This is a genomic window from uncultured Jatrophihabitans sp. (assembly GCF_964244045.1).
In the GTDB taxonomy this organism is placed as follows: domain Bacteria; phylum Actinomycetota; class Actinomycetes; order Mycobacteriales; family Jatrophihabitantaceae; genus Jatrophihabitans.
This window is the reverse complement of the sequence record NZ_CAXTHK010000008.1, coordinates 1-12,401: the sequence shown is the minus strand read 5'-3', so window position 1 is coordinate 12,401 and position 12,401 is coordinate 1. Positions and strand designations below refer to the sequence as shown.

Sequence of the window (12,401 nt, the reverse complement as noted above, 5' to 3'; positions counted from 1 at the left end):
TAGCCTTCGCGCACAGAATCGAATCGGGCGTATCGACGCGCCCCGCGAGCGCAGAAGGGTGGTGGCCGACGTGGAGTACACGACTGACAACCCGTCAACGGTCGTCGCGTTCCCCTCTGCCGCCGCCGTGCCCATGCCGAATGTCCGGTCGTGGAACCACGTCCTGACGTCACAGGTCGCCGGCCGCCGCATCGACGGGACGCGCGTCTCGATCGCCGACAACTACACGAGCAACAACCACTACACCGCCGAAGGCTTCACCGGCACGTTCGTGGCAGCACTCACCAAGCAGGGCGCACCACCTCGAGGAGAACCCCGCTGACACCCGTCAGCGAACGGCACTCCTCGAGGCCGCGGCTCCCTACCTGGGAACCGCGGCCTCATTTGTTTTTCCGCCATCGATCCACCGCACCGAGAAGAAGAAGGAGGTGACCCGACGTGTTGACCAGCTGCACCGACGACCTCGTGCTCGACCCGATCGGGATCAACGCGCTTGACCCGCTCTCGAAGGAGTGTCCGGAAGACCTGCCCTGCCGGGTGGAGAACGCTGATCTGTGGTTCGCCGAGACCCCGACCGAACTCGACCGGGCGAAGTCGTTCTGCCACGCGTGTCCGGCCCGACTGACCTGCCTCGAAGGCGCCCTCGAGCGTCGGGAGCCGTGGGGAGTCTGGGGTGGCGAAATCTTCGAGCGCGGGACGGTCATCGCTCGCAAGCGGCCCCGCGGACGTCCGCGCAAGGCCGACCGGAACGAGGTCGCCGCGTGATCAACAGTTCAGCCATCAAGAACATCGAGCCACACTTCTGACCACAGCCAAGGAGCATTCACATGTACGGACTGCACGAAGCATTAGCTCGAGAGCGAATGCGCGACGGGGAGCGACGCAGCCGCCAGGCCAACCTGGCTCGGCAGCTGTCCGCCCAGCGTCGTTGGCACCGCGTCTCGCGCTACGCCCGGGCCGCTGAACAGCGTCACGCACGCCGGGCGGACTGGGCACTGGCGCGTTAGTCGCACCCGACGCGGCCGCCGGATCACTGCGATCCGGCGGCCGTCGTCGTCTCGCGAACCGCGACCCGCGCGGCTTACCACCACTCGGGGTCGAGCTTGGCTTCGATCGAGCGCACGAACTGCCGCGTGCACTGCGCACAGGCCCACCGCGGACGGATGCCGGCACTGGTCTCGACAAGTTCCGCCGACCAGCCGAGGGGAGGGGCGCCGTTGACGCCGCTCTCGGCGGCCACCCCACACATCGTGCAACGTGGGGAGGACCCGTCACTCAGGTCACCGTCGGTGGTCTGTTCCGTACCGATCACCTGTGCCATCCAACGCCCAGTAGGCCGTGGATACAGCACCGGAAGGGTGAAACTCCGTCAGTACAGGGTCATCGACCGCGAGAAGATGCCGGCGAGGTCGTCCGCTGACGGTGTCCTGGGCGCGATCGCTCCAGCAGCTGGGCGGCACGGATGTGCCGATCGGGCGAGGCGTCGAAGGTGAAGCGGAACGACTCGGGTGCGGTCAGCGAGACCGACATTCCGTGCGGAACCATTGCCCCATCGGCCGGATAATCGTCGTGGTCGTCGGTATCGCGACCAGTGGGTGCAAGGCGTTGACTGTTCGACCCCGCCGCCGACCGGGGCATTGACGTAGTCGAGCAGCTCACCGGGGTTGGTGAGCAGCAGGTCGACGGCCTTGGCCGTGTCGATGCTCGACCCGCCGCCTACCGCGACGAACGCATCGAACGGCCCGTGCTCGCGCGCCCGGTCGACAGCGTCCTGCATGCTGCGGTCGGGAGGGCTCGACGCGCACACCGGCGAAGACCACCGCCTCGACCCCGAAGCGGCCCATCTGATCAGCAACCCGGTCGGGCAGGCCGGTGGCCGCGACTCGGGGGTCGGTGATCACCAGCGCGCGGGTCGAACCGAGTTGCGACAGGTCCTAGCCGACCTCATCGGACGCGACGTCGCCGAACTTCAGCGTCGGCGCTCCGTAGGTGAAGATCGACTCGGGCGTATCAGTCATGAGCGAATCCCGGTTGCCATTTCTCGGCGAGCTCGCGGTAGGGGGCGGTGGCGCCCAGCTGGCAGAGCACCGCGAGCGACCCGAGCGTCACCCGGTGGATCAGGAAGAAGTCCGGCGGCAGGTTGAACGACCGGCCCACACGGCTCTCCTCGCTGCGGGGGTCGCCCACGCGGGCGGCCTGGCCCCGCATCCACTCGCGACTGAAGGTGAACGTCGGCTCTCGCAACGGCTCGAGGATCGGACCGAGGTAGTCCATGACCTGACTCGCGGTGACGTCGACGTCCGGACGCACGAACCTCAGGTTGCGCAGCAGGGCCAGCGCGCCTTCGGCATCGTTGTCCACAGCAAGACGGGTCAACCGGCCGAGGCCGGGCGGATACCCGTCGGGCAGGCGGGCCACCGCGCCGAAGTCGATGACGCCGAGCCGGCCGTCCGGGAGCATGCGGAAGTTGCCGGGGTGCGGGTCGGCGTGCAGCAGGCCGGCGCGTGCAGGGGCGGAGTAGTGCAGCAGCGCCATGAGCGAGCCGGCGCGGTCGCGCTGCTCCTGCGTGCCACTGGCGATGATCGTCGAGAGCTGGGTGCCTGCAATCCATTCGCTGACGACGGCCTTCGGCGCACTGGCCACTACGCGCGGCACGGCGATCTCGGGATCGTCTGCGTATGCCGCAGCGAACGCGCGCTGGGCCTGCGCCTCGAGCGTGTAGTCGAGTTCCTCGAGGACGCGGTCCTTCAGCTCGGCCAGTAGCGGCTTGACGTCGAGGCCGGGGGAGATCTTGCCGAACAGCCAGGCGAAGCGGGTCAGCTGCGTCAGATCGGCCATCAGCGCCGGGCCGGCGCCGGGGTACTGCAGCTTGACCGCGACCTCGCGGCCGTCGGACCACACGGCGCGGTGCACCTGGCCGATGCTGGCCGCCGCCGCCGGCCGCTCGTCGAACTCGCGGAAGCGTTCGCGCCAGCTGGTGCCGAACTGCTCGTCGAGCACCTTGTGCACGGTGCTCGCGGCCATCGGCGGCGCGGCTTCCTGCAACTTGGTGAGGGCCTCGCGGTAGGGCGCGGCGTGCTCCTCGGGAAGGGCAGCCTCGAACACCGACAGCGCCTGGCCCAGCTTCATGGCCCCGCCCTTGAGTTCACCGAGCACGCTGAACAGCTGCTCGGCGGTCTTGGCCTGCAGTTCGGCGGCGACCTCCTCCTGCGAGCGGCCGGTCATCCGCCGCCCCAGGCCGAGCGTTGCGCGACCTGCGACGCCGAGCGGCAACGAGGCGAGCTTGGCGGTGCGGGCACCGCGGCGCTGCGGGATCTCGGGCTTGTCGGCGCGCTTCGCGGCGCGGGTACCTGGCCGGCCGTCCCGCGCACCGTCCGAGCCGGAGCGGGAATTGTCGGTCACACGGTCATTCTGCCCAACGCAGCCCGCGGCTGCTCGTGTCGGCCGGTGCGAGGCCGCAGTCACACCCCGGGTGCGGCGTCCACGACCGGCGCCGCACCCGCCAGTCGGGCGGGTGGATCTCGAGGGTGCCGTCTATGCCTGCCGGGTCGCCACCGTCGAGGAAGGTGAGCACCTGCATCGCCGCGACGCCGACGGCGAGCGTCGAGACGACGGCATCCGCGGTCGGGCCGTAGCGCCGGGGTACGGCCAGCTGGGCCGAGAGCACCGACCAGGCTGGATCGCGGTCGAGACGGTGCAGGTCGGCGCAGCGTAGGCAGCTGGTCAGGCCCGGCAGCACCAGCGGGCCGACCACGGCGTGGTCGACGCCGACCGCGAACCGCAGGTGGGCTGATCCGGTGGCGTGCAGCGCAGACCGCCGATCGTCGTCGACCGGGCCGGCCTGCGCCAGGACGGTGAGGTCGGGCACGTCATCGGACGGCAGAGGTGTTACATCAGCCTCCGGCGCGGCACGCAGGACGGCCTGTACGCCAGCCACCTGCAGATCGTCGCCCTCGTCGGCAGGTTCGACTCCGCCCGGTACGGCGTGCAGTAGCCGGACCGTGCCGTCGACCGCGCAGCGGACCCGGCCCACCCCGGCGGCGGCGAGCAGCGCGGCCAGGTGGACGGTAGCCGCGGTGTTACCGGTGACGACCACGGCGTAGTGCCGGCGGGCGTGCAGCAGCTCCGCAGCGTCCTCACCGTGCCGAGCGGCCAGCGCGGTCAGCTGGCCGGCCAGGCGAGGCACGGGCGGCGTGTGGCGGACCTCGTCGCCGGCCGATCGGGGCCAGAGGAAGCCGTCCTCGGTCAGGACGTCGAAGGCTGTGCGCACGCTCGGGTCGAGCGCGGGCCGGTCGCCGGCCACCGGTCGGCCGGGCGCGACCTGGTCGATGGCCGAGGCCGGCAGCCCGTCGACGACGACGCTGCGGTCGCCCAGCTCGAGGTGCACCGACTCCGCGGTGCGCCAGAGCAACCGGGCGGCGGGGCTCAGCACGAAACCCTTTGCCGGGCCCGCTCCGCTGGCCGGCTGATCCAACGAGGACGTGCTGGGCGGTGTCACCCCGACATCCTGTCTGGCCACCGGCACCGGGTACGGGTTTTCCACAGCTGCCGGGACCGGGCTAGCAACGTGTTGGTGACCGGTCACCTAGGGTGATCGGGAATAACCCTGAAGTGAATATTCACACCTGTGGATCGTTGTGTGGACAACCTGCAGACACCTGTCGGCCGGGCTGCAGGACGAGACCGGCAGGGTTGGCTACGGTAGCGCTCGTGCCCAGTCCAACACCGACCGCTCCGCACGCGTCATGAGCTTCACCGGTCAGGTCGAGGTACGACGCAGCACGAAACGGCGACGCACGGTATCGGCGTACCGCGACGGCGACCGGGTGGTCGTCCTGATCCCGGCCCGGTTCAGCGCCGCCGAGGAGCGGGACTGGGTCGAGCGGATGGTCGCGCGGGTCAACGGCACAACGCGGCGCGGGCCGGCCGGCGACGTCGAGCTGGCCAAGCGGGCCGCCGAGCTGTCCGCGCGCTACCTGAACGGGCAGGCGCGGCCGTCGACCGTGCGGTGGGTGCCGGCCATGCGTAGCCGGTGGGCGTCATGCACCCCGGACGAGGGCAGCATCCGCCTCTCGCGCCGCCTGCTGACCATGCCGGCTTGGGTGCAGGACTACGTGCTCGTGCACGAACTCGCGCACCTGCTCGAGGCCGGCCACGGTCCTGACTTCTGGGCCCTCGTTGCCCGCTACCCGCGCACCGAACGCGCCCGTGGCTATCTCGACGGGGTCAGCGCCGCGGCGCACCTGCCCATCGCCGACGACCTCGCCGACGATCTGGGCAGCGACGAGGACCTGGACTCCGCGACCGGCTGACCGTCAGGACGTCGGGGGATCCGTCGGATCGTCTGGTTTGCCCTCGCCAAGCAGATCGCTGAGGTCGTCCGGGACAATGAAGTCCTGCTCGGACATCACCTTGTCACCGAAATCGAGCGGATCGTCGAGGTCGTCGGCGGTGGGCAGCAGGTCCGGGTGCGTCCAGATGGCGTCCCGTCCGCTGACCCCACGCTTCTCCGTGACGCTCCACCACAGCGTCGCTGCGTCGCGCAGCCGGCGGGGCCGCAGCTCGAGGCCCACCAGGGTGGCGAACGTCTGCTCGGCCGGACCGCCCGAGGCGCGTCGCCGGCGGGTGGCCTCGCGCAGCGCGACGGCGCCGGGCATCCGCTCAGTGGCGGCCGCAGCGACGACGGTGTCGACCCAGCCCTCGATCAGGGCGAGCAGTGTCTCGAGTCGGCGCAGGGCATTCTGCTGCTCAGCGGTCTCCTGCGGCGCGAACAGGCCGCCGCCGAGCGCGTCCTGGATCCCCTGCGGATTCATCGGGTCGATGGTGCGCATGGCGTCCTCGAGGGCCGACATGTCCAGCGTGATCCCGCGCGAGTAGGTGTCGATGGTGTCGAGCAGGTGCTGACGCAGCCACGGCACATGGGCGAACAGCCGCTGATGGGCGGCCTCGCGCAGCGCCAGGTAGAGGCGGATCTCCTCGGCGGGCCGCTCGAGACCTTCGCTGAAGGCGGCGATGTTGGCCGGTACGAGGGCAGCGACGCCGGCCGGGCCGAGCGGGATGCCGATGTCGGTGGCTGAGACGACCTCGCGGGCGAGGCCGCCGAGGCCTTGGCCGACCTGGGCGCCGAACATAAGGCCGCCGACCTGCTGCATGATCCCCGCCAGCGGATTGCCCTCGCCGAGCATCTGCACCTGCTCCTCGGGGATGGCCGCCGACATCGCCGCAACCACCCGCGCGGCAACCGGCTCGCACAACGCGGACCAGACGGGCAGTGTCTTGTCGAGCCACTCGGTGCGCGACCACGACTCGATCGACTGCACGCCGGACGGCAGGTCGGTCACGTCGTCGAGCCAGAGGTCCGCGAGGCGGATCGCCTCTGCGACGCCGAGCCGCTCGGCCGGGCTGACAATCGCGTTGCCACTGGTGCCACTGCCGCCCTGCGTGAGCGTGGTGGCCGCGAGTTGTTTGGCGAGATCCCAGTTCACCGGACCGCCGGACCAGGACAGCATTTTCTGCAGTTCGGCGAAGAACGGCATTCCGCCCATCGGGTTGGGGTCGCCGTCGCCCCCGTCTCCACCGGGACCGCCGAGTCCGAAGCCGAAGCCGAAGTTGCTCATGGGGTTCACGGTAGTAGCGACGAACAGACAGTGCGCGCGGTTCCGCAGGCGTCCCGCGTTGCGCCGGGGGCGAACGCGCCGCCGCCGGTAGCGTCGGCCGGCATGACATGGGCGCTCTGGCTGGCCGTGCCGGTCGGGGTCACGCTGCTGGCAGCGCTCTGGACGTGGGTACGTGCGCGGCCGCGCCGGCTGCCGGATACCGCTGAGTCGATGCGCGCGCACACCGCTTACCTCGACGCCCTGGGCGCCTCGACCCACACCCGCACGGCACCGCGGGAGTCGCCGCCCCACCATCCGGACGAGCTGGACTGACCGGCCCGGATACGCTTCCGGGGTGGCTCGCCTTTCGCTGCCGTCGGCCGAGCGTGTTCCGGGCGGACGTGCCTGGGTTGCCCTGAGCCGACGCGTACGCACCCTTGCCGTGGCCGGCGTGTTGTTCCTCGTCCTGTTCATCCTGTCGCTGACGATGCCCGTCCCGTACGTCATCCTGTCGCCCGGCCCGACCTACAACACGCTGGGCAGCGACGAGCAGGGCAACTTGATCATCAAAATCGTCGGTCGCACGCCCAACCGCACCGACGGACACCTCAACCTCACGACGGTCAGCGTCACGACGCAGTCGGTGAGCGCGTTCCAGGCCTTCGCCGGTTGGTTGAAGCACGACGAGGTCGTGGTGCCGCGGGCGTCGGTGTATCCGCCGGGCAGGTCGCAGAAGCAGACCGACCAGGAGAACACCCAGGACTTCCTGACCTCGCAGGACAGCGCTACCCAGGCTGCACTGTGCGAGCTGAAGTACCCGCGCGGCTTCGGCGTGGTGAGCGTGCTGGCCGACGGTCCGTCGAAGGGCAAGCTGCGTCCTGGCGACAAGCTCGAATCTGTCGCCGGGAAGGCCGCGACCACGGCCACGACACTCTCCACGGTGCTGTCCGCGCTGAAGCCCGGCACGACGGTTCCGGTCGCCGTGTCGCGCCAGGGCAAGGACGTCGTCACCGAGGTCACGGTCGGCACCCCGCCCAAGAAGGGCAAGGGCGCGCGGCTCGGCATCGAGGTGGCCGACACCTGCCTCGCTCCGTTCTCCGTCGACCTCGGGCTCGGCAACGAGATCGGCGGCCCGTCGGCCGGGCTGATGTTCGCGCTCGGGATCATGGAGAAGGTCGGCAGCACCGACCTCACCAAGGACCGGTTCATCGCCGGCACCGGCACCATCGACGGCAGCGGCAAGGTCGGCCCGATCGGCGGCATCCAGTTGAAGATGATCGCGGCCAAGCACAAGGGCGCGACGGTCTTCCTGGCTCCGTCCGGAAACTGCAGCGACGTCCGAAAGGACACTCCGAGCGGGCTGCGGGTCGTCAAGGTCGATACTCTGCACGGCGCGGTGCAGGACCTGCTGGCCATCGAACAGGGTCGGCCCGTCCCGCACTGCTGAGCCGCGGTCAGCTCAGTGTCGCAAGCAGCGCCTCGACGAGGTTCGGGGCCAGGTCCGCGCCGGTGAGTCGCTCCTCGTCCGGTTCGTCGGCGCCGTCGGTGGAGCGCAGGCGCAGCAGCGCAGCGCTCGAGCCGTCGCGCAGCACGCCGACCGCGATGCGCGCCTCGCGCCGTTCGGGGTGCGCCGCCGCGGCCGCGGTGTCGCCGTCGGCCACCTCGGCTTCCGCCGACGGCGGCAGGATGACGATCTCCTGGGTCACCGCGCAACCGAGCACTGCAGCCGGCCACTCGAGCCCGGCGAGCACCTCGTCCAATGGCTGGTCGGGCAGGTCCTCCTGTTCGATGGGGGTCAGCGTCTGCGGCGGCAGCTGGTCGATGCCCAACCGGGCGGCGGTCTGCGGGTCGTCGACGGCGAACTGACCGGAACTGACAAGTGCGAACAGCGCCGGCCCGCGATCCCAGCCGGCGGCGTGCACGTGCTGCTCGATCTCGGCCATCGCCTGCTCGAGCACGCTGAGGAATTCGCTCACAGTCCGATCATGGTGGAGGCGCACCTGAGAGCTACGACCGGTCCGTCCAGCACCGATGTCGGAACCCGGACAACGGCCGGTACGTTGACCGCAGCGTTACGCCACGAGCGACTTCGATGCCCGTGGTCAACCTGTGTCTCACCGAGGAGCTCGCCCGTGGCGATGCGGCAACCCATCCCGTCCGTGGTCCTGTCGCGGCGGGCGAAGATCGCACTGTCGGTCGTGGCCATCCTGATCGTGCTGCTGATCCTGTTCGTCAAGCTCGCGGGCGTGTACGTCAACTACCTCTGGTTCGGCACGACCGGCCACCGCAACGTCTACGCCACCATGTTTTGGACGAAGCTGGTGCTGTTCTTCGTCTTCGGCCTGATCATGGCGTTGATCATCGGCGGCAACCTGCTCGCTGCGTACCTCATCCGGCCGCCGTTCCGGCCGATGTCACCCGAACAGCAGAACCTGCAGAACTACGCGCTGATGATCGAACCGCGGCGCAAGCTCGTGCTGGCCGGCGTCACGCTCATCGCGTTCGTCGCCGCCGGTGCGTCGGCGCAGGGCAAGTGGCAGCAGTGGCAGCTGTACCTGAACGGGGGTTCCTTCGGGCAGAAGGATCCGCAGTTCCACCTCGATATCGGCTTCTACGCCTTCGACTACCCGATCTACCGGATCCTGCTCGGTTTCGGCTTCACGGCGATCATCTTCGCGTTGATTCTCACGGTGGCCGTGCATTACCTCAGCGGCGCGATCCGGCTGCAGACACCGGGGCCGAAGATCACCATCGCGGCACGTCGGCAGATCACCATTCTGGTGTTCGTCTTCATGGCGTTGAAGGCCGCCGCCTACTGGCTGGACCGGTACGGACTGGTCTTCTCCGACCGCAGCAAGTTCACCGGCGCCTCGTACACCGACGTGCACTCCGAACTGCCGGCCAAGACGATCCTGTTCTGGCTCGCCATCGTGCTGGCGCTCGGCGTGCTGGCCAGCATCTGGCTCAAGAGCGCCCTGCTGCCCTTCATCGGATTCGTCATGCTCATCATCCTGTCGATCGTCATCGCCGGCATCTACCCGGCGATCGTGCAGCGGGTGTCGGTGAAGCCGAACGCCAGCGACAAGGAAGCGCCCTACATCAAGCGCAACATCACTGCGACGCGCGACGCCTACGACATCCAGACGCAGAACGCCGCCGGTACCAGCGGAACGGTCACGTACGTGCCGTACTCCGCCACGGCGAAACCGGCCCGCGGTGCGGTGACCACTTCGGACACGACCGTCGACAACATCCGCATCCTGGACCCCAACGTCGTGGGCCCGACGTTCACCAACCTCCAGAAGATCGCACAGCCGTACGGGTTCGCGGACAAACTGAACGTCGACCGCTACGCCAATCCGGCGGGAACGGTCAACGACTACGTCGTCGGAGTCCGCCAGCTCGAGCCGGCGAACCTGAGCGGTTCGTTGAACAACTGGATCAACCAGTACACGGTCTACACGCACGGGTACGGGTTTGTGGCCGCGCAGGCCGACGAGGACGTGACGAACGGCGACATCCCGTACGCCGAGGGCGGCATCCCGTCCACCGGACCGCTCGGTCTCAAGGTCGTCAAGCCGGAGGTTTACTTCGGCCAGGGCATGAACCCGTACTCGATCGTGGGCGACAAGGACCGCAGGCGTGAGTACAACGGCAACGCCGGCGCCACTACCTACACGGGAGCGGGTGGCGTCTCGCTGGCCGGCACGTTGACCAAGCTGGCGTTCGCAGTCAAGTACAAGGAGACGAACTTCCTGCTCAACGACGCAGTCGGTGCCTCGGGTGCCAGGGTCATCCTCAACAGGGATCCGAAGGCACTTGTGCAGAAGTTGGCGCCGTTCCTCACGATCGACGGCGCGCCCTATCCGTTCGTCGACCAGCAGACCGGGCACATCATGTGGATGGTCGACGGCTACACGACGATGGCGAACTTCCCGTACTCGGAGCGGCAGTCGCTGTCGGAGCTCACCGGCACGTCGCTGCGCCGGGACCAGCAGGACCGGCAGATCAACTACATCCGCAACTCGGTCAAGGCCACCGTCGATGCCTATGACGGAACCGTGAAGCTGTACGCCTGGGATGCCAAGGACCCGATCCTCAAGGCCTGGCGCAAGATCCTGCCGGGTCTGGTGCAGGCCAAGAAGACGATGCCCACGGACGTGTTGGACCACGTCCGCTACCCGCAGGACTTGTTCAACACCCAGCGGGCTCTGCTGGCGCAGTACCACATCAGCGACCCGATCGACTCCTACAACGGCAAGGGCAAGTGGGCCGTGCCCGAGGACCCGAACTTCGCCGGTGCAGACCAACCGGCGTACTACGTGCTGGCCAACGCGCCCGCAGCGTCGAACAACACCCCGCAGTTCCAGCTCACGTCGCCGATGGTCGTCAACAACGCCCCGAACCTGGCCGCCTACATCTCGGCCGACAGTGACCCGGGGCCGGACTACGGCAAGTTGACGGTGCTCGAGGTCCCCGGCAAGTCGGCGGTCCAAGGTCCGAGCCAGGTCGCGAACGTGTTCAAGACCCAACCGGTGATCTCGCGGGACATCTCGTTGCTCAACACCGGGCAGTCGACGGTGAAGCACGGCAACCTGTTGACGTTGCCGCTGGGCAACTCGTTCCTGTACGTCGAGCCGCTGTACGTGCAGTCGACGAATGCAAGCAGCAGTTCCTACCCGACGCTCGCACGCGTGCTGGTGACGTACGGCGACAAGGTCGGGTACGGCGCGACGCTGGACGATGCGTTAGCAGATATTCAGGAGGGTCGCACTCCGGGTTTCTCAGTCAACACCAGCGGTTCGGGCGGGTCGTCGGGCGGCACTACAACCCCACCATCCGCCACACCGAGCACGTCTGCGTCAACAAGCCCTTCGTCCGGTTCGACCGGCACGCCCGTGACGCAGACCCTCGGGTCGGTCGTTGCGCAGCTCAAGACCGCGAACACGGACCTGAGCAATGCCTACGCCACCAAGGACCCGGTTCAGATCGCGACGGCCCAGGCCAAGGTCAACAAGCTAGTCGACCAGCTCATCGCTCTGCGGGGCCTGCCGACGTCGAGCCCGAGCGCCGGCGCATCGCCGAGCAAGTGACGGCTCAGCTGCGGTAGAGCCCGTCGGCGTAGCTCGAGCCGTAGTAGGTCTCGAGCTCGTCGACGGGCGTCTCGGGCCGCTCGAGCGCGTGCGCGATGTGCGCCCGGGACGGCACGGCGTCCGGCGTCCACGTCTCGGGCTGCCACAGCGACGAGCGCAGGAACGCCTTGCTGCAGTGGTGGAAGACCTGCTCGATCTCAACGACCACGGCCAGGACGGGCCGGTGACCCTTCACGAGCATGAGGTCGAAGAACGGCGCGTCGCGCACCAGCCGGACCCGGCCGTTGATGCGCAGCGTGTCGCCGCGGCCGGGAATGAAGTACACGAGGCCGACGTGCGGGTTGCGCAGGATGTTGTGGAACCCGTCGGCTCGACGGTTTCCTGGCCGCTCGGGGATGGCAATGGTGGTGTCGTCCAGGACGACGGTGAAGCCGGGCGGATCGCCCTTCGGGGAGACGTCACAGTCGCCGTGCTCGTCCGAGGTCGCCATGAGGCAGAACGGTGACGCCGCGAGCCACGCGCGGTCGACGTCCACGAGCCGGGTCCGCTCCTTGTTCCTGGCGGCCGGGGTCGGTTCACCCAGCAGGTCGCGTAGCTGTTGCTCGTCGGAGATCTCGACCATCGTCACCGTGACATGGTCGCATCGCTGTCGCTGTCGTTAGCCCGGAACTTTCATGAGGGCGCCGCTGAAGATTGTTTCGGCGGCGGTGCG

At 68.8% G+C, this 12,401-nt stretch carries 12 protein-coding genes and 1 pseudogene; 6 read left to right on the top strand and 7 right to left on the bottom strand.

The window, feature by feature from the left end; translation table 11 throughout:
• Positions 1-70: 70 nt before the first annotated feature.
• Positions 71-322, top strand: a complete 252-nt coding sequence (locus ACFFC4_RS08245) for a hypothetical protein (protein ID WP_375499648.1) — start codon at positions 71-73, stop codon at positions 320-322.
• A 143-nt stretch (positions 323-465) separates the two neighbouring features.
• Positions 466-765, top strand: coding sequence for a WhiB family transcriptional regulator (locus ACFFC4_RS08240; protein WP_375499879.1), 300 nt, complete (start codon positions 466-468; stop codon positions 763-765).
• Positions 766-1,081: 316 nt separating this feature from the next.
• On the opposite strand, the gene ACFFC4_RS08235 is transcribed toward ACFFC4_RS08240, so the two are convergent.
• The 4 genes and pseudogenes from ACFFC4_RS08235 to ACFFC4_RS08220 all read right to left on the bottom strand — a co-directional run bounded on the left by ACFFC4_RS08235 (position 1,082) and on the right by ACFFC4_RS08220 (position 4,498).
• Entirely contained in the window at positions 1,082-1,312 is a 231-nt protein-coding gene (locus tag ACFFC4_RS08235; protein WP_375499646.1) for a hypothetical protein, read from the bottom strand.
• Positions 1,313-1,568: 256 nt separating this feature from the next.
• Positions 1,569-1,931, bottom strand: a pseudogene (locus ACFFC4_RS08230) (iron-containing alcohol dehydrogenase); the annotation flags it as partial.
• 79 nt (positions 1,932-2,010) lie between these two features.
• Complete coding sequence (locus tag ACFFC4_RS08225; protein ID WP_375499644.1) at positions 2,011-3,402, bottom strand: ABC1 kinase family protein; 1,392 nt, start codon at positions 3,400-3,402, stop codon at positions 2,011-2,013.
• Between the two features lie 4 nt (positions 3,403-3,406).
• The gene (locus ACFFC4_RS08220; protein WP_375499642.1) at positions 3,407-4,498 is read right to left on the bottom strand and encodes a thiamine biosynthesis protein ThiF; all 1,092 of its coding nucleotides are present in this window, start codon (positions 4,496-4,498) and stop codon (positions 3,407-3,409) included.
• Between the two features lie 247 nt (positions 4,499-4,745).
• On the opposite strand from ACFFC4_RS08220, the gene ACFFC4_RS08215 reads away from it, so the two are divergent.
• Positions 4,746-5,312 carry a M48 family metallopeptidase gene (locus ACFFC4_RS08215; RefSeq protein ID WP_375499640.1) on the top strand — a complete coding sequence of 189 codons (567 nt, stop codon included), beginning with the start codon at positions 4,746-4,748 and terminating at the stop codon, positions 5,310-5,312.
• A 3-nt stretch (positions 5,313-5,315) separates the two neighbouring features.
• On the opposite strand, the gene ACFFC4_RS08210 is transcribed toward ACFFC4_RS08215, so the two are convergent.
• The gene (locus tag ACFFC4_RS08210; RefSeq protein WP_375499638.1) at positions 5,316-6,617 is read right to left on the bottom strand and encodes a zinc-dependent metalloprotease; all 1,302 of its coding nucleotides are present in this window, start codon (positions 6,615-6,617) and stop codon (positions 5,316-5,318) included.
• A 102-nt stretch (positions 6,618-6,719) separates the two neighbouring features.
• Between ACFFC4_RS08210 and ACFFC4_RS08205 the strand changes: the two genes are divergently transcribed.
• Positions 6,720-6,929 (top strand): hypothetical protein, encoded by a 210-nt coding sequence (locus ACFFC4_RS08205; protein WP_375499636.1) that lies wholly within the window; start codon positions 6,720-6,722, stop codon positions 6,927-6,929.
• 22 nt (positions 6,930-6,951) lie between these two features.
• Entirely contained in the window at positions 6,952-8,043 is a 1,092-nt protein-coding gene (locus tag ACFFC4_RS08200) for a PDZ domain-containing protein (RefSeq protein WP_375499634.1), read from the top strand.
• 7 nt (positions 8,044-8,050) lie between these two features.
• Here the strand turns inward: ACFFC4_RS08200 and ACFFC4_RS08195 are convergent, their stop codons facing one another.
• Complete coding sequence (locus ACFFC4_RS08195) at positions 8,051-8,572, bottom strand: PPA1309 family protein (RefSeq protein ID WP_375499632.1); 522 nt, start codon at positions 8,570-8,572, stop codon at positions 8,051-8,053.
• Between the two features lie 162 nt (positions 8,573-8,734).
• Here ACFFC4_RS08195 and ACFFC4_RS08190 point away from each other — a divergent pair, with 162 nt between their 5' ends.
• Positions 8,735-11,689, top strand: coding sequence for a UPF0182 family protein (locus ACFFC4_RS08190; protein ID WP_375499877.1), 2,955 nt, complete (start codon positions 8,735-8,737; stop codon positions 11,687-11,689).
• Positions 11,690-11,693: 4 nt separating this feature from the next.
• Here ACFFC4_RS08190 and ACFFC4_RS08185 read toward each other — a convergent pair whose 3' ends face one another.
• Positions 11,694-12,311 (bottom strand): pyridoxamine 5'-phosphate oxidase family protein, encoded by a 618-nt coding sequence (locus ACFFC4_RS08185; protein WP_375499875.1) that lies wholly within the window; start codon positions 12,309-12,311, stop codon positions 11,694-11,696.
• Between the last annotated feature and the right edge of the window lie 90 nt (positions 12,312-12,401).

Bases quoted from the DNA above. Each gene is read 5' to 3' on its own strand.
- ACFFC4_RS08185 (WP_375499875.1), bottom strand. From the start codon at position 12,311: ATGGTCGAGATCTCCGACGAGCAACAGCTACGCGACCTGCTGGGTGAA.
- ACFFC4_RS08205 (WP_375499636.1), top strand. From the start codon at position 6,720: ATGACATGGGCGCTCTGGCTGGCCGTGCCGGTCGGGGTCACGCTGCTG.
- ACFFC4_RS08190 (WP_375499877.1), top strand. From the start codon at position 8,735: ATGCGGCAACCCATCCCGTCCGTGGTCCTGTCGCGGCGGGCGAAGATC.
- ACFFC4_RS08210 (WP_375499638.1), bottom strand. From the start codon at position 6,617: ATGAGCAACTTCGGCTTCGGCTTCGGACTCGGCGGTCCCGGTGGAGAC.
- ACFFC4_RS08215 (WP_375499640.1), top strand. From the start codon at position 4,746: ATGAGCTTCACCGGTCAGGTCGAGGTACGACGCAGCACGAAACGGCGA.